17 protein-coding genes are annotated in these 16,591 nt (G+C 64.3%); 13 read left to right on the forward strand and 4 right to left on the reverse strand.

What is annotated here, in order from left to right; genetic code table 11:
* Window positions 1-190: 190 nt before the first annotated feature.
* The gene (locus PIGHUM_RS15645) at window positions 191-1,405 is read right to left on the reverse strand and encodes a VOC family protein (protein WP_124080502.1); all 1,215 of its coding nucleotides are present in this window, start codon (window positions 1,403-1,405) and stop codon (window positions 191-193) included.
* A 26-nt stretch (window positions 1,406-1,431) separates the two neighbouring features.
* Entirely contained in the window at window positions 1,432-2,208 is a 777-nt protein-coding gene (locus PIGHUM_RS15650) for a GntR family transcriptional regulator (RefSeq protein ID WP_124080503.1), read from the reverse strand.
* A 325-nt stretch (window positions 2,209-2,533) separates the two neighbouring features.
* Between PIGHUM_RS15650 and PIGHUM_RS15655 the strand changes: the two genes are divergently transcribed.
* The 6 genes from PIGHUM_RS15655 (at window position 2,534) to PIGHUM_RS15680 (ending at window position 8,863) form a co-directional block, all read left to right on the forward strand.
* Entirely contained in the window at window positions 2,534-3,517 is a 984-nt protein-coding gene (locus PIGHUM_RS15655) for a Bug family tripartite tricarboxylate transporter substrate binding protein (RefSeq protein ID WP_124080504.1), read from the forward strand.
* Between the two features lie 31 nt (window positions 3,518-3,548).
* Window positions 3,549-5,207, forward strand: a complete 1,659-nt coding sequence (locus PIGHUM_RS15660; RefSeq protein ID WP_124080505.1) for a CocE/NonD family hydrolase — start codon at window positions 3,549-3,551, stop codon at window positions 5,205-5,207.
* Window positions 5,208-5,348: 141 nt separating this feature from the next.
* Window positions 5,349-6,293: a fumarylacetoacetate hydrolase family protein gene (locus PIGHUM_RS15665; RefSeq protein WP_124080506.1), complete on the forward strand. Its 945-nt coding sequence runs from the start codon at window positions 5,349-5,351 to the stop codon at window positions 6,291-6,293.
* A gap of 21 nt (window positions 6,294-6,314) precedes the next feature.
* The gene (locus tag PIGHUM_RS15670) at window positions 6,315-6,815 is read left to right on the forward strand and encodes a VOC family protein (RefSeq protein WP_124080507.1); all 501 of its coding nucleotides are present in this window, start codon (window positions 6,315-6,317) and stop codon (window positions 6,813-6,815) included.
* A gap of 12 nt (window positions 6,816-6,827) precedes the next feature.
* Complete coding sequence (locus tag PIGHUM_RS15675) at window positions 6,828-7,874, forward strand: CDP-6-deoxy-delta-3,4-glucoseen reductase (protein WP_124080508.1); 1,047 nt, start codon at window positions 6,828-6,830, stop codon at window positions 7,872-7,874.
* A 26-nt stretch (window positions 7,875-7,900) separates the two neighbouring features.
* Window positions 7,901-8,863 carry a tripartite tricarboxylate transporter substrate binding protein gene (locus PIGHUM_RS15680; protein ID WP_160142303.1) on the forward strand — a complete coding sequence of 321 codons (963 nt, stop codon included), beginning with the start codon at window positions 7,901-7,903 and terminating at the stop codon, window positions 8,861-8,863.
* Between the two features lie 53 nt (window positions 8,864-8,916).
* Here PIGHUM_RS15680 and PIGHUM_RS15685 read toward each other — a convergent pair whose 3' ends face one another.
* A complete protein-coding gene (locus tag PIGHUM_RS15685) occupies window positions 8,917-9,885 on the reverse strand; it encodes a Bug family tripartite tricarboxylate transporter substrate binding protein (protein ID WP_124080510.1) in 969 nt (322 codons plus the stop codon).
* 229 nt (window positions 9,886-10,114) lie between these two features.
* Between PIGHUM_RS15685 and PIGHUM_RS15690 the strand changes: the two genes are divergently transcribed.
* Genes PIGHUM_RS15690 through PIGHUM_RS15720 form a run of 7 tightly spaced genes read left to right on the forward strand, consistent with a single transcriptional unit; the run spans window position 10,115 to window position 15,556 of the window.
* Window positions 10,115-11,518 (forward strand): aromatic ring-hydroxylating dioxygenase subunit alpha, encoded by a 1,404-nt coding sequence (locus PIGHUM_RS15690; RefSeq protein ID WP_160142304.1) that lies wholly within the window; start codon window positions 10,115-10,117, stop codon window positions 11,516-11,518.
* Window positions 11,515-11,922: a RidA family protein gene (locus tag PIGHUM_RS15695; RefSeq protein ID WP_124080512.1), complete on the forward strand. Its 408-nt coding sequence runs from the start codon at window positions 11,515-11,517 to the stop codon at window positions 11,920-11,922. Before PIGHUM_RS15690 ends, PIGHUM_RS15695 begins: the two co-directional genes overlap by 4 nt.
* A gap of 56 nt (window positions 11,923-11,978) precedes the next feature.
* Entirely contained in the window at window positions 11,979-12,308 is a 330-nt protein-coding gene (locus PIGHUM_RS15700) for a putative quinol monooxygenase (RefSeq protein ID WP_160142305.1), read from the forward strand.
* Entirely contained in the window at window positions 12,305-13,042 is a 738-nt protein-coding gene (locus PIGHUM_RS15705; protein ID WP_124080514.1) for an RraA family protein, read from the forward strand. The genes PIGHUM_RS15700 and PIGHUM_RS15705 overlap by 4 nt, the downstream gene beginning before the upstream one ends.
* Window positions 13,043-13,070: 28 nt before the next feature.
* On the forward strand, window positions 13,071-13,844 hold the full coding sequence (locus tag PIGHUM_RS15710) for a CerR family C-terminal domain-containing protein (protein ID WP_124080515.1): 774 nt from the start codon (window positions 13,071-13,073) through the stop codon (window positions 13,842-13,844).
* Between the two features lie 29 nt (window positions 13,845-13,873).
* Window positions 13,874-14,908, forward strand: a complete 1,035-nt coding sequence (locus PIGHUM_RS15715; protein ID WP_124080516.1) for a fumarylacetoacetate hydrolase family protein — start codon at window positions 13,874-13,876, stop codon at window positions 14,906-14,908.
* A 21-nt stretch (window positions 14,909-14,929) separates the two neighbouring features.
* Complete coding sequence (locus PIGHUM_RS15720; protein WP_124080517.1) at window positions 14,930-15,556, forward strand: glutathione S-transferase family protein; 627 nt, start codon at window positions 14,930-14,932, stop codon at window positions 15,554-15,556.
* A 50-nt stretch (window positions 15,557-15,606) separates the two neighbouring features.
* On the opposite strand, the gene PIGHUM_RS15725 is transcribed toward PIGHUM_RS15720, so the two are convergent.
* On the reverse strand, window positions 15,607-16,587 hold the full coding sequence (locus PIGHUM_RS15725; protein ID WP_124080518.1) for a Bug family tripartite tricarboxylate transporter substrate binding protein: 981 nt from the start codon (window positions 16,585-16,587) through the stop codon (window positions 15,607-15,609).
* Window positions 16,588-16,591: the final 4 nt, after the last annotated feature.

The following is a 16,591-nucleotide window of genomic DNA, read 5'->3' on the forward strand; positions in this document are numbered from 1 at the left end:
GTTTCACTCAGCATGGAGCGTGCCCGGGCTCGGCAGGGGCCCGGTTCAGCCAGCATCGATGCGGGGAACGGGGCAATCGGGAAGCGGCCCGACCCTTGCCGCGGGCGCCTTGCAATAAATTCCCCAATCCGGCAGGCAGAGTAAAAAATGCAGCGCCCCCCCTGCCGGCGGCAGGCATCTATCGGCAGACTCAGTTCAACGGACCCAAAAAAACTTCGCCCTGATAGACGTCGCTCGATGCCGGCACGACCTCGGGCCAGCGAGCGGGTTCAGGCGCGGCACCACCGCGCGGCCGTGGCCGGCCGTCCCAGCCGATCTGGTCCATCCGGTAATACAGCTGGATCAGATGACCGTCGGGATCGACCGCAAAAGCCTGATAGTCGATCCCGGGGAATAGCTCGCCCGGCAAGGATCGTATGGCGACTCCTTCGGCAGCCAGGAATTCCAATGACCGCTTGAGCTGCGCATAGCTGCCGAGCTGCAATCCGAACGACATCAGAGAAGAGCCGTCCGCCAGGCCGAGCTCGGCGCGCAAGCCTGCGGGGTACAACGCGATCGAGTGATGTTCGGTGTTCGCGCGCAAAAACACGCAGCGATGCCCGGCGTAGACCACTTCTTCAGTGACCTGCAGCCCCAGCGTGTCGCGGTAGAAAGCCACTGCCTGGGCCAGGTCCTTCACGAAAAGCCGGACGGGCCCGATGCGGACGACTTTGAACGGCCGGGCCAGCAACACGCCGTCCACATCGTGTATCTCAGGCCCGCACTCTTCAGCCCGGACTCCGGCGTCGAGCGGCATGCCGGCGGCCAACGCTTCGTTGATTTCCGCATATTCCGAACGATGCGGCAGGGATGGAGGACGATCATGGCGCAATTGGTGCACCTGCACGGGCTTGGAACGCCCGCTCCAGCCGACCTGCTCGATTCCGTAGAACAGCTCGTTCACGTGCCCATCCGGGTCGGGAGGATAGAAATGCCAATTCGACCCCGGCACATCCCGTCCTGCCCGCAGCACCTTGCGGCCGGTTGCCTTGAACCAGTCGAACCCCTGCACGACCTCCCGGAGGCTGCCCACTTGCCAGGTAATCTGGTTCGTGGGGTTGTCGGGACAACTTCTGTAGTGCGGGTTGAGCACGTCGACGACACGGCGCGGGAACAACACGAAGGAATGGTGCTCGGTGCCGTGCCGCAAAAAGTAGCCATTTCCCGGCCCGTACCGGTCTCGCGTTTCCTGCGGCAGGCGCGCGCCGAAATCGATCTGGTCGGATATGCGGAAACCGAGCAGCCGGCAATAGAAGTCGACCGCCGCGGCCGGATCAAGGACGTTGATGCCGAAGTGGCCCAACCTGCGAATCCTGAACGGACGCGGAAACTGCACGCCGCCCACGTCGAAAAGATCTGCCTGCATTCAACGATCCTCCTGGCCCGGGCACGTCATTGCCCCATGTCCTGCGGCGCCAATTGCGCTCCGAACATTCCGCGCCCACGCCGCGGAGCGGGGTTGCGCGCATCCAGCTTCTTGGCGACACCATCGCCGGTGCGCATCAAGTGTCCGATCAGCATATGGCGCGCACGATCGACATCCCGCGCCAGCGCCGCCTCCATCATTGCCGCGTGCTCGCCGGGCACATCGCGGGCCCCGGTCTCGACCCGCGCCGCAAAACGCCTGTAGCGTTCGCTCTGATCGAACAAGTTCTCGCACATGGCGATGACGCGGGGATACGAGCACGCCGACAGCAAAGCCATGTGAAACGCCTTGTGCAAGACCGTCCAATCCTCGTCGCGCCCGCCTTGGCCTTCGGCGATGCGCCGCTCCTGCTGCTCCAGGCGATGATGCGCCGCCACGATGGACGACTCCCACACGGCATCCCCGCGGGCGATCGAATCCGTCAGGGCGTCCGCCTCCAGCACGGCCCTCAAATGCGTGATGTCGCGCAGGTCGGCCACATTCAGCGGAGCGGTGCGAAAGCCGCGGTTTTCTACCGACACGACCAGGCCTTCCGCGGTCAGTCGAGTAAGGGCCTCGCGCAGCGGCGTGCTGGACAGCGAAAAATCCTTCTGCAGCACTTCGATCTTGAGCCTTTCTCCAGGCGGCAGCTGTCCCAGCAGGATGCGCCTGCGCAGCGCCACATAGGCCATTTCCGACTGAGGCCTTTCCTTCTGCTCTTCGGCAGAAGGCGCGCTTGCATAGGTAATGGGTCGAGAAGTCATCGCCGCCAAAGTCCTTCGAAGTGAGATGTCTTATGCCAGGTAAGACACTTGCCGCACCCGCTCAGCCGGTACAAGCCGAGAAGCACGCCACTCATTATGCATAAAAAACGGCATTTTATGCACGATCTGAGGGTTCTTGCACCGATCACTCGCAAAGAAAACAGATTCGAGCCAATGGGCCGACCCGGCGTTTTACTCGAAAGGCCTTCTCTCACTAAGCGGGAGAAATCCCCATGGTCCTCATTATTTTATGCACAAAGTAATATTTTTATGCATAATTGAAGCACAGCGAGTGCAGCCATAAGCACCGAAAAGAGGAGACAACATGAAAAATCGACGTTCGCAGGCAACCGTTGGAGCGTTGGCGCTGGCATTTGCAGCGGCCGCGCCCGCGAGCGAGGAGTGGCCTTCCAGACCCTTACGGATCATTGTTTCGCAAAGCGCCGGGGGCCAGGGAGACCTGTTCCTGCGGGCGCTCAGCAAGCCGCTGTCGGAGCAGCTCGGCCAGCCGGTCATCATCGAGAACCGGACGGGAGGCAATGGCGTCATTGCGGCGAACGCCTGCAAGACGGCGCGCCCGGACGGCTACACGCTGTGCGCGTTCTACTCGGACCCTATCGTTTCGAATCCCGCGCTGTTCAAAGACCTTCAATACGATCCCAATACCGACTTCCGTCCCGTCATGCCGGTGTTTTTTTCGACACTGGTGCTGGGCACCAATCCCTCTCTGGGCGTGAAGACCGTAAAAGAGCTCGTGGAGTTCTCCAAGCGCAATCCCGGCACGCTCAATTACGCCGCTCCGTCCTATTCGGTGTCCATCACCTTCATGGAGCGGCTCAAGCGCGAGACCGGAGCGAGCATGACCTATATCCCCTACCGCGGGGGAGGCGAGGTCACGCTGTCCATCCTGTCCGGCACGACCCCGGTGGGAATCATCAGCCTGGCAAACCTGACCAGCTACATCAAGGACGGGAAGATCGTCCCGCTGGCGGTCGATAGCGCCAAGCGCGCGCCACTGCTGCCGAACGTTCCCACCATGGCCGAATCGGGCGTCGGCTTCGAACACAGCCGCCCGTTCCGGACGTGGTTCGGCCTGTTCGCGCCGGCCGCCACCCCGGACCTTCCCGTCGATCGCGTCCATGCGAGCGTGCGCCGGGTACTCCAGGATCCCACCTTCATCCACGACGTTCTCGTTCCCAACGGACTGGAAGACATCGATTACACGCCCGCCGCCTTTGCCGCCTACATCAAGGACGACCAGGTACGCGCAAAAGAGACCTTTGCCGCTGCCGGCGTGCAAGCCCAGTAGCGCAGACGAACGAACCACATCGGACATCGCCATGACTTCATCCCGGCCACGCGAGGCCACACTCCGCCCCACGATGACCGTCGAGATCCCCGTCCGCGATGGCGTGCGGATCGCCGCGGCCGTCTACCTGCCCGCAGGCGCGGCGCCGGCACCCGCGCTGCTGGCGGCCTCCCCCTATCGTTTCGACAACAACTCGGTCGCGCCGGCGCCCATCTTCCTGTGGCGCGAAACAGGCCCGATCGACTATTACCTGGATCATGGCTATGCATTCGTCCACATGGACGTGCGCGGCACAGGACGCTCGGGCGGCGAATATCGCTACATGTGCCTGAAGGAACAGCAGGACCTCTACGACGTCATCGAATGGATAGGCCGCCAGGACTGGTGCACGGGCAAGGTGGGGGGCATAGGCCAGTCTTACTACGCGCGCATGCAATGGTTCATGGGAATCCAGAACCCGCCTTCGCTCGCCTGCATCGCCCCCTTCGACGGCAACATCGATACCTATCGCAGCTCCGCCTACACCGGCGGCATTTTCGGGGAGTACCCCCTGCATTGGTACAACTCCGTCGCACGCGCGGTGAACCAATACCCGGCCGAGGGTCCCGAGCGGCTGCTGGATTGGGACTATACGGGCGAAGTGCGGCGCCATCGGCTGTACGACGATTTCTGGCGGGAACGGGCTGCGGCGGAGAACATCGACAAGATCGAGGTGCCGGTCTTCTCGATCGGAGTATGGTCCAAGGTCGACCTCCATCTGAACGGCAATATCGTGGGCTTCCAGCGCACGCGCTCGGCCAGGAAACTGCTGGTGCTGGGATCTTCCGACGTCGCCGCCGCGGTGGCTGACTATTCGAGCGAAGCATTCCACGACAAGTATCTGCGCCGCTTCTACGACCGCTGGCTCAAAGGAATCGATAACGGCGCGGATGCCGATGCCCCCGTGACCTACTTCGTGCCGGGCGCCAACCAGTTCCGGACGGCACAGGACTGGCCGCCGGATGGAATTCATTACCAGGAATATTTCCTGGCACCCGGCCCGACCGGCTCCGTCGCCTCGCTCAACGACGGGGCACTGAGGGAAGCGCCTGCCGGCAACGATGTGCAGCCGACCACGTTCGACTATCCGAACCCGAACTGGCGGCGCGGAACCGTCGGGTTCGACTCCCAAGGGCGTCCGGATCGCGTCCGGTACGCCCTCACCTTTACGACGGAACCGCTCGCGGACGCGCTCGAAGTCACGGGTCCGATCACGCTCGAACTGTACGCCGGCTCATCGAACACCGACACCCAATTCATCGTCAAACTGAGCGAGCAATACGCGCAAACGGAAGCCGAACGCGCAGAAGACGCACAGCCGCGTTCACGCATCGTCAGCAAAGGATGGTTGCGGGCATCGCACCGGGCGATGGACGAAGAGCGCTCTCTGGAGCACGCCCCATGGTATCTCCATACCGATCCCCAGCCCCTCACGCCGGGCAAGGTCGAGAAACTGGTTATCGCGATCATGCCGACGGCCCATCAGTTCAAGAAGGGCAGCCGCATCCGCCTGGAGATTTCCAACGGAGACTCGCCCGTGACCGACGCCCCGTTCCATCATGCCTACGCGCCTTGGCAAATGGGTACCGACACCATCCATCACGACCATGGGCACCCCTCGCGCCTGAGCCTGCCGGTGATGCGCCGCTGATCGCCCTCCCCGTCACCGTTCGCCCGCAAGAAGTCCGGCTGCGTTCGCATCGCTGCCGAAGCGGGCGACGGAACCGCATTCCGCCTGAATCCGGCGGCGCCACACGCCGCTGAAGCCCAACCATTGCCGCGCCGCCAGCCTATGCCAAACCTGTTCAAACTATGCAGCTACTCAGTCGATGAATCGGCGGACGTCCCCGGCGTCATCGTCGAGGACATCGTCTATCCCCTGGCAGACGTTCTTCGTGCATCCAATACGGACCCGGGCCCCCTGACGGCGGTCCAGGCCCTGGCGAACTGGGCGGCTGTCGGCGCCCGCATTCGCGCATGGATGAAAGACGGGATCGAGGCCGCGCCCGGACGGCCGCTGGCGCAGATGCGCCTGACTGCGCCTTTGCTGTACCCAAGAACGATCTACTGCGCCGGCGCGAACTATGCGGACCACATCATCGAGATGGCGCGCGCAAGCGGCGACGCCGTCGACGCCGACCCCCGCGCGGCGCTTGGGCAGCCCTGGCATTTCGTCCGTCCCTCGCGCAGCTGCGTTGTCGGACCGGATGCATCCATAGCCCGTCCACCAGGTTGCGCCAAGCTCGACTGGGAAGTCGAGCTGGCCGTGGTCATGGGCGCAACCGCCAGGAACGTGACCGCGGAGCAGGCGCTGGAAAGCGTGGCCGGCTACACGATCTCCATCGATCTGTCGGCGCGGGACCTGTCCCGCCGGCCGCAGATGGCGAAGGGATCCCCGTTCCATTACGACTGGCTGGCCCACAAAGGATTCGAAGGATCCTGCCCGCTGGGCCCCTGGATGGTTCCCGTCGAAGAGGTGGACGATCCGCAGCGGCTGTCGATCAAGCTGGCGGTCAATGGACGGACCATGCAGGACTCCAACACCTCTCAGATGATCTTTTCGGTGGCGGAGCAGATCGCGCATATCTCGATGTACACGACATTGCACCCGGGCGACCTCGTGCTGACGGGGACGCCGGCCGGCGTCGGCAACGCGCGCGGCAGCTTCCTTCAACCGGGCGACGAGCTCATCGCAAGCATCGAGCGCCTGGGCGCGTTGCGAGTATCCATCAAGTAACCCGACTTCTATGGAAGGACTATGAGCAAGATTCGTGAAATGGTCGAGGACGCATTCGCCGATCCCAAGACCGAGAACTCGATTGTCAAGCCGTATGCGCTCACGCATGGAACCCTGGAGTCCTACAGCTTGAAGAACTCCCGCAGGTTCTACGAAAAATTCCTCGGGCTCGAGTGCGTCCAGCACGGCCCCCGCACCATTGCCGTTCGCTGTGGCTTCAAGTTCCACATCATCGCCGTCGAAGTGGGCAATGAACTGAACCCCGTTGGCTACCTGAACCACTGGGGCGTCGATGTGGCGACACGCGAAGAGGTGGATGCCGCGCATGCGGCCGCCCTGGCGATGCAGGAGGCGTTCGGCATCCGCTCGGTCACCGACGCGGTCGACCAGCACGGCGTGTACTCGTTCTACATCCAGGACCTCGATCACAACTGGTGGGAGATTCAATACTACGAAGCGGGCTACCAGCACACCGACATGTTCGAGTTCGGCGACGTATTCGACTCGTCCAAGAGCGATTGACCGGACTGCGCCATGCGTTTGACCATTACGCTCGAACCATCCGGGCACAGCTTCCAGGCCGAGCCCGGCCAGCCGCTTCTGGCCGCCGGCCTCTCGCAGGGCATTGCATTGCCCCACAGCTGCAAGACGGGAATATGCCGCACGTGCAGGGCCCGGGTGCTGGCGGGCCAGGTGGATCCGGGCCCCGTCGCGGAAGAATATCTCTCGCCCGAGGAACGGGAGCGGGGCGTTGCGCTGCTCTGCCGGGCGACCGCCCAGTCGGATTGCATCATCGAGGTGGCCGAAGCGCCGCGCTCTTTCGACCCCGTCACCCTGCCCGCGCGGATCGCCTCGCTCTCCAGGCCGGCTCCGGACGTTGCCGTCGCCCGCTTACGGCTGCCGATGAACAAGAAGCTGATGCTGCTTCCCGGACAATTCATCGAGATCCTTCTCGGGGACGGCCAGCGCCGCAGCTACTCCGTCGCCAACGCGCCCGGACCACAGGGAACGGGCGAGATCGAGCTGCACATACGGCGAGTGCCGAACGGGTCCTTCACTACCCAGGTCTTCGAGACGCTGAAGGCCCAGGACATGGTCCGGTTCGAAGGACCGTTCGGCAGTTTCTATCTGCGCGAAAGCGACCGCCCGATCATCATGCTGGCGAGCGGGACGGGTTTCGCTCCCATCCAGGCGATTATTCAGTCGCTCCTGCAGCGCCAGGAGCAGGGCAGCGGCGATCTTCCCTCGATTCGAATCTATTGGGGGGGACGGCGCAGGGCCGACCTCTACGCCGCCGACCGCGCCGAGAACTGGGCAGGCCTCCACCCCCGCATCCAGTTCGTTCCGGTCCTGTCGGAACCGGCTGCCGATTGTTCATGGACGGGCCGGACGGGCCTCGTACACGAGGCGGTCATGGCGGACCATCCGGAACTGGCCGGCTTCGACGTCTACGCGTGCGGCGCGCCGATCATGGTCGACGCGGCGCGCCGCGACTTCACCCGGCGATGCGGCCTGCCCGAATCGCAGTTCTATGCGGACAGCTTCTTCACGACAGCAGAGAAATCGGGCATCCCGTCCTGATCGACAAACACGAGAGGAGACATTTCATGAACAAGAAAGGCATGCTCACGACCGCCGTCTTTGCCGTTGCAGCCGTATGGGGTGCGGCCCAAGCCCAGACGGCCGCCGGCGCGCGCGCACTGACGATCGTCGTTCCATATCCGGCGGGCGGAACCGCCGATTTGCTTCCCAGGCTGCTGGCCCCGAAGGTCCAGGCCATCCTGGGCGAGCCGGTCATCGTTCTCAACAAGCCTGGCGCGGCGGGCAATATAGGCGCCGACTATGTAGCCCAATCGCCCTCGGACGGAAAAACGCTGCTCGTGGTGCCGCCGCACTTCTTCGTGGCGGACATGCTCTACAAGCTCAAATTCTCTCCCCGGGAATTCGTGCCGATCAGCATCATGGCCAGCTACCCCAACGTGCTGCTGGTCGGCGCCAAACACGACGCGCTGGACCTCAAGGGGTTCATCGAGTACGCCAAGACGTCGAAGGCACCGCCAACGGCCGGCTCCCCGGGAACGGGCACCAGCCAACACCTCACCGCCGAAATGCTTCGCCTCATGGCGAACTTCGACTACAGCCATATCCCCTACAAGGGATCCAGCCAGGTATTGACCGATCTGGTCGGGGGTCAGCTGGATTTCGCGTTCGACAACCTGCTTGCGGCGCAGCCGATGATCAAGGCAGGCCGCTTGAAACTCCTTGGCGTAGGCTCTGCAACCAGGAACAAGCTGTATCCGGACGTCCCCGCGATTCAAGAACTCGTCCCGGGCTTCGAATCGATCACCTGGATGGGTATCGCCGCGGCGCCAGGCACGCCCGATGCCATCGCGGAACGCCTGAGCCGGGCCTTCCAGCAAGCAGCGCGCTCACCTGAAATAAGCCGTCAGATCGAAGACATGCAGGCGGAAGTGGTCGGCAGTTCGTCTGCGGATATGGCTGCTATCGTGCGTCAGAACATCGAGCTCTGGTCCAAGGTCATCAAGACGGCGAACGTGACGCTCGAATAGCGCAGTAGCGCCGCCCCCAGGGACGAACCCCGCAAGGCGCCGGTACGCGGCAATCAATCGATCTTCAAGTTCGCCTCTTTCGTCATGCGCTGGTACATGGCATAGATTTTTGCCGAAAGCGGACCGAACTCCGAAGCCGGAACCGGTGTCGCTTCATAGCCGGCCGCCTTGAGCGCGGAGCGCACCATGGGTGTTTCCATGGCTTTGCGGGCTTCGGTGTCGATCCGCGACACGACTGGCGCCGGCAGCCCTGCCGGGCCCAGCAGGCCGACCGAGGTATCGGGCATGACCAGCCCCTGGATGCCGCTCTCCCCGAAGGTGGGAATATCGGGATAGGATGCGCTGCGGTGCGAATCGGTTACCGCCAGCGCCTTCAGCTTGCCCGCCTGGATGAAAGGCAGCACGGTCGACAAACCCAGGATCCCCACATTGATCCGGCCGCCTACCAGATCGGTCAAGGCCTGGCTTCCTCCTTTGTAGGCAACGTGCACCAGGTTGGCCTGGGTGCGCAGGGCGATCATTTCGCCGGTCAGGTGCTGCTGCGTGCCGGTGCCGGCCGTGACGTAGTCGAGCCCTTGCGGCGTCTTTTTCGAAAGAGCGACCAACTCGGCCAGATTGCCGACGGGGAGCGATACGTGCACCACGACTACCACGGGCGCCCGCGCGGCCAATACGATAGGCGTGAAGTCCTTGACGGGATCGTAGGTGGGGCTCTTGGTAAGCAGCGGCGTCAGGTAGTGCGAACTGGTGGTGCACAGCAAGGTATAGCCGTCGGCCGGCGCGGCCGCGACGACCGACGCGCCCACCATGCCGGAAGCCCCCGCGCGGTTTTCGATCACGACCTGCTGGCCGAGCTGCTCGGACATCTGCTGCGCCAGCGGACGAGCGAAGTTATCGACGATTCCGCCAGCGCTGTAGGGAACGACCAGGCGGATCGCCTTGGCCGGGTAATCGGACTGCTGGGCGCGCGCCGCCAATGGACAGGCGGCGCCGACGGCAAGAAAAGCACGACGGCTGAACATGATGTCTCCTTTTTAGTGTCTTCTTCCCTCTGGCCAGCACACCAGGTCGCGGCCTCGTCGACCAGCCCGAATCGCAATATCCGACAAACCTTTGAACGCGTCAATCAGTCTTTCAACCATTCGAATGATTTTTTTAAACAACTGATTTACTTCCCTATTCGCCTGATCAATAATGGCCGGGAACGAACATCGCTACATGAGTCGGAAGACCAGGAAAGGAGACTGCAGCGTGACGAGTTCAGGAAAGCCGGACCGCGCGGCGCGCAAACTCGCCTTCTCGGGTTATCACAATCGGCCCGCTGAAGGAGCCGACACGTTTCTGACGGCCGTCGGCCCCGGCACGCCCTGCGGCGAATACATGCGGCGCTTCTGGCATCCGTTCATGCTTGCCTCGGAACTGGACGACCTGCCGGTCCCGGTCCGGCTTCTCGGCGAAGACCTGGTCGTCTTCCGCGACCGGTCCGGACGGCTCGGCCTTCTTCACAGGTACTGCATACACCGCGGGGTTTCCCTGGAATTCGGCATCATTGCCGAGCAAGGCATACGGTGCTGTTACCACGGCTGGCACTTCGACATCGACGGCACCGTCCTCGAAACGCCCGCCGAACCTTCGACCAGCCGCATCAGGCACGATTTCTGTCAGGGCGCCTATCGGGTGGTCGAACGGCACGGCCTGCTGTTTGCCTACATGGGGCCGCCCGGGGAAACGCCCGAGTTCCCGCTCTACGACACGTTCGCCTTCGAAGACGACAAGCTGGCGCCGTTCAAGATGAACGTTCCCTGCAACTGGCTGCAGATCACCGAGAACGCTTGCGATCCCATCCACAACGCGTTTCTGCATGCGATCGTCAGCGGGCAGCAATTCGCTCCGGCCTTCAAGGTCATGCCAGCGCTCGACTTCCTGCGCACGCCGCAGGGCTTCCTGTCGATGGCAACGCGCAAGGTGGGGGAATTCGTATTCCTGCGCGCCGGGGAAATCATCTTCCCCAACGTGGCCCAGTTCCCCACCGGCACCAATCCCGTCCGAGAAGAGTCCGTGCTCGGGCATCCCACGCTGACACGCTGGGCCGTGCCATTGGACGACTACCATTCCCTCTATATCGGCGCCGTGCATATCAATCCATACAGCCGGGCGCGCAGCGAACGGCTCGAGGACTATGGGGTCGACAAGCTGCCCTTCATCGGCCAGACCGCCGATCGGCCCTACCATGAGCGGCAGCTCGAGCCGGGCGACTACGATGCGATGGTCAGCCCGGGCCCCATCGTGAACCGCAGCAACGAGCACCTGGGCACGGCGGACCGCGGCGTGGTCCAGTTCAGGCGCATGCTGGCGGCGGCCATCAAGGCGGTCCAGGCCGGCCAGGCGCCCGAACTGCCCAGGCTCCCGGAGCATGGCAGGCCGGTAGTCACCTATGCCCACGAGACCGTTCTCCGGCTGCCGCATGGGAATGCCCTGGCAGACCAGAAGGCGGTGGCGGAGTTCGGCGCCCGCGCGGCGCAGGTTTTCATCGACCTCGACATGCGCGCTTCGGTCGAGCGGAACGCCCGCGCCGCCGATAAAATACGCAACGCGCTCGACGAGTTCTGTATGCGCGAAGCCGCTTCGCAGGCAGGCCAGGAGGCCGCAACATGACATCGGAGCCGATCCGGCACATCTGTCTCGCCGATGTCGACCACGGCAAATGGCCGGCCCCGCGCGCGAGCGCCGTGGTCGTCGCCGGCGGCCTGGCCCACGTGTCGGGCTTGCGAGCCACCGACCCGCACGATGCGCGCACACCGATCCCCGAGTTCGTCGAGGATCAGGTCGAGCGCATTTTCTCGAATCTCGACCGGCTGCTTCGGCATGCCGACCTGTCCCGGGAACGGCTGGTAGCCGCCCGCTGCTACGTCGTCGACTTCGACCGCCTGTATGCGCGCGTGGCCGGCGCATGGTCGAATTGCATCGGCCCCGGACCCGGCCCCGCGTTCACCTGCGTGGGCGTCGAACGGCTGGCGCGCGGCGCATTGGTCGAAATGGATTTCATCGTTGCCGCCTGACGGCGCGCAAGCCGCAGCGGCGCGTTCCCCATCCCTATTCAAGGATATTGCTCACCATGGCAAACGACGCAGGGCATTTCGGACTCATCGTCGAATTCGAGGTAAAGAAAGAACATCTGGACCGATTCAACGAATTGGTGGCCGAGAACGCGCGGCTATCGGCATCGAACGAACCGGGATGCCGGCAGTTCGACGTCCTGCAGGACACCTCGGATCCCTGCCGCATCGTGCTCTATGAAATCTACGACGACGCCGCGGCATTCAAAGACAGGCACATACCGGCGGAGCATACGCAGCGCTTTCTCGCCGCCGCGCGCGAGCTCGCCACGTCGCAGACCTCCCGCCGCCTGATCCGTATTGCCGCGAACGCAAAGGAAAGGCAATGAGCCTCGATGCGCGGTCCATCCGTGAACGCCTTGCGCAGTACTCGGTCAGCCTGGTCGCGGACGTACTCAAGGAACACGGCTCGGATCGCCTGGTGATGCGTGGCATCGTCCGGCGCACCCCAGCCGGCGCGGCTCCGCTGGTGGGCCAGGCGCGCACTCTGCGCTTCGTGCCGGCGCGCTGCGACTTCAAGGCTCCTGCGGGCAATCTGCGCATGCGGCTGATCGATGACGTCCGCTCCGGCGAAGTCCTCGTATTCGATGCGTCCTGCAATCCGGCATCGTCGGCATTCGGCGACATGGTGGCGGCGCGCGCGGCAACGGCCGGCGCGACGGGCATCGTGATCGATGGCGCATTGCGCGACGTCGATGCCATCGCGGCGCTCGGCTTGTCGGCCTACTCGTCGAACATCGCTCCGGCGCCGAACGCCGCGCCGTCGGTGCCGCAGGAAGCGGACGCTCCGATCCAGTGCGGCGGCGTGCTGGTCTTGCCTGGCGACTGGATCGTCGCCGACGGCGACGGCGTCATCGTCATTCCTGCTTCGCTTGCAGCCGACGTCGTCGAGAAGGGCGACGCCCTGACCCGCAAAGAGGAATTCTGCCGCGGGCTGATCGAACGCGGACATACGCTGGCCGAAGCCTTTCCCATGCCGGCGGGGCTCGCGCCCCATTTCGCCACCTACCTGGAGACGGGCAGGCTTCCCACGGCAGACGAAGTACGCGGCACTGTCCGATAATCCGGTTTCCATCGGCCCAGAATCCACAATGATGCCAGCCTCTTCGTCCTCCCCGGCCTATGAAATGCTGCCAGGCAGCTCCCTGTTCCCCCCCGCTCGCAGCGCACAGGCGCGCCACGCACTCATTGTGGCGGGCATTGCCGAATTCAGCGAACGCGGCGTCGACGGCGCCTCGGCGCGGCGCATCGCCGAGCGCGCGGGCCAGAACGTCGCCGCCATCGCCTATTACTTCGGCAACAAGGAAGGGCTGTATCGGGCCATCGCCACTTATGCGGTCGAGGTCGTCACTCGCCGCACCGGACCGCTTCTCGATGAAATCGAAGCCTATCTGGCCGGCGGAAAAAACTCGCCCGCCCGCTGCCTCGACTATCTGCTGCGCATGCTGTCGAGCACGCTTTCGGGCAACGACGAACTGGTCGCGCTGACGCAACTGATCGTGCGCGAACAGACGCATCCGACGGACGCGTTCGAGATTCTGTTCCGGGGTGCGCTGGAACGGCCCCACCGCGTAGGTACCGCGCTGGTCGCAGCGTATGCAGGCGGCAAGGCCGACGACCCGAGTTTCGTCATCCACTATCACCTGATACTCAGCTCCATGCTGGGCCTGCGCGTGGCGCGCCAGACGCTGCTGCGCCGCACGGAATGGACCGATATCGGCGACGTCGAGCGTCGGCAGATCGCAGAGATCCTGACCGAGCACGTGACCGCCACCCTTCGATCCCTCCGTTCACGGAAGACCCGGGCCGCCGCCGCGAAGCGCACCCGCACGGCTCGCAACGGCAGCCGCGCCAAGCATCCATAGCCGGCCACACTCCATCGCAGAGACGCCAGATGAAACTCGCTACCTATCTTCCCGCGTCAGGCAACGGCGCGCCCCGCATCGGCGCGGTCGACACCGCCTCGGCGTCGATACTGGACCTGCAGGCCGCTTGGCAGCGCGAACACCATGGCGAGCACCCGGCGTTTGCGTCCATGCTGGCGCTGATCGAAGCGGGAGAGGCCGGCCTTCGAGCCGCCCGGGAAACAGAGGCGCATGCCGGCATCGGCCAGCGCACTCCGCTCGGCTCGGTCCGGCTGCTGGCGCCTATCCCGCTGCCTCCGCAGATACGGGACTGCAACAACTTCGAAGAACACATGCGCAACGCGCGCCTCGGCATGACGCGAATGAAGGCTCGCATCGCCGGCCAGCCCGAACCGGCTCCAGGGAGCGTCGACCTCACCCCCCACCCGGTCAACTTCGCGCACATCGTTTTCTACATTTCCAACCGCTTCACCGTGGTGGGCCCGGACGCGGACATCGAGTGGCCGTCCTACGCCGACTATTTCGACTATGAAGGGGAGTTCGCCGCGATCATCGGCAAACCCGGCCGCGACATTCCCGCCGGCCGGGCCGACGAGCACATCTTCGGCTACACCGTCTTCAACGACTTTTCCGCGCGCGACAAACAAGCCGAGGAAATGGAAGGACGCATGGGCCCCACCAAGGGCAAGAGCTTCGACACCGGCAACGCCATGGGCCCCTGGATCGTGACCCGCGACGAAATACCGGACTGCCGCGCCATGGCCATCCAGGTGCGCGTGAACGGCGAGCGGCGCGCCGCCGCGACCACCGCGGGAATGATCCACAGCGTCGGACAGATGATCGCCTACATCTCGCAGCATGAAACCCTGCATTGCGGCGAGGTCATCGGGTCCGGCACGGTCGGCGGCTGCTGCGGCCTGGAAACAGGCCGTTTCCTGGAGGACGGCGACGTCGTCGAAATCGACATCGACCGGATCGGCGTGCTGCGCAACCGCGTCCGCCGCCAGTTGCCGGCGCCGGAGCTCAGAACGGAAGATAATCGGCAGAGAAGTTCCATCGACTGAATTCTCAATGCATCGGCTCACATGACCATCGAACTCCACACATGGGATACCCCCAACGGCCGCAAGATAAGCGTGGCCCTGGAAGAAATGGAATTGCCCTACGACGTGCTGCCCGTCGACATCCGCAACAAGCAGCAGTTCGAGGAATCCTTCCTGCGGATCAGCCCCAACAACAAGATTCCCGCCATCGTCGACCCGGACGGCCCCGACGGCAGGCCGATCAGCGTCTTCGAATCGGGAGCCATACTTTTCTACCTGGCGCGCAAGACCGGAAAATTCCTGCCGGCCGACCTACGCGGCCAGACCCTGGTCATGGAATGGCTGATGTGGCAGATGGGCGGCTTCGGTCCCATGCCGGGCCAGGTCCATCACTTCAGGGCGCTGCCCGACGAATCCGACCGCCGCTATGGGCTGCAGCGCTTCAGCGCCGAAACGCGCCGCCTCTACGGCGTGCTGGACCGCCGCCTGGCCGCGGGCGAGTACGTCGCAGGCGCGGTGTCCATCGCCGACTTCGCGATCCTGGGCTGGGCCTGGCGGCACGAACGCCACCAGGTCGACCTGGCCGACTATCCCAACGTGGCGCGCTGGTACGAGGCCATGATGGCGCGTCCCGCGGTGCAGCGGGGGTTTGCAAGAAAGCTGGACTGAAACAGGGCCGCAGCACGCGGGCACAGCGATTCCACGCGTGCTGCGGCACTTCAATCGATGCGTATCCCCAGATCCCGCACGATCTTTCCGTAACGCTGCACCTCCGAAGCCAGGAACGCCTCCAGGACATCGGGTGTCCCGGGGGCGGCCTCGAGTCCCTGCGCCGCGAACTTCTGCCTGACCTCCGGATCGTTCAGGGCCACGTTCAGCGCGGCGTTCAGACGACCGACGACCTCCGGCGGCGTGCCGGCCGGGGCCAGCATCGCCTGCGCGCTGGGGATGTCGATGCCGGCCAGTTCGGGCACGCCCGCCTCCGCCAGCGACGGCACACCCGGAACCAGGCGCGCCTCTTTCGCGGTGGTCAGCGCAAGCGCCCTGAGCCGGCCTTCGCGCAACTGCGGCACGATGCCGACGTCCGCGATGGTGAAATCGACGTCTCCAGCCATGAGCGCAACGATGGCCGGGCCCGCCCCCTTGTACGGAACGTGCGTGAAGCTGACTCCGGCCGCTCTGGATATCAGCTCGGTGGCCAGGTGCGGGGTCGCGCCGTTGCCGCTCGACCCGTAGGTCAGCTTACCGGGGTTCGCGCGCGCATTGTCTATCAGGTCTTTGAGCGTCTTGAACGGCGACTTCGCATTGACTGCGATAACGAACGGCGAGGTATTGACCAGCCCGATGGAGGCAAAGCTCCGCAAGGCGTCGTAGGACAGGTTCTTGTAGAGCGCCGCCGAACTGGCGTGCGAAATCGGCCCGGTCATATACAGCGTGTGGCCGTCGGGTGCGGACGATGCGACGAAGGCCGCGCCGATCGTCGTGCCCGCGCCCGGGCGGTTCTCGACGAATACGGTCTGCTTCAAGTCCTCCGACATCTTCGCCGCGACGACGCGGGCGCCCACGTCGGTCGAGCCGCCCGGCGGGAACGGGATGACGAGGCGCACCGCCTTCGTCGGAAAGCCCTGGGCCGCCGCCGCTGCGCCGACGGTGAACCCCAGGACCGCGACGAGGGCGTGCCCCAGTTGCGTAATCTTCATTGGG

The organism is Pigmentiphaga humi (genome assembly GCF_900606115.1).
In the GTDB taxonomy this organism is placed as follows: domain Bacteria; phylum Pseudomonadota; class Gammaproteobacteria; order Burkholderiales; family Burkholderiaceae_B; genus Pigmentiphaga; species Pigmentiphaga humi.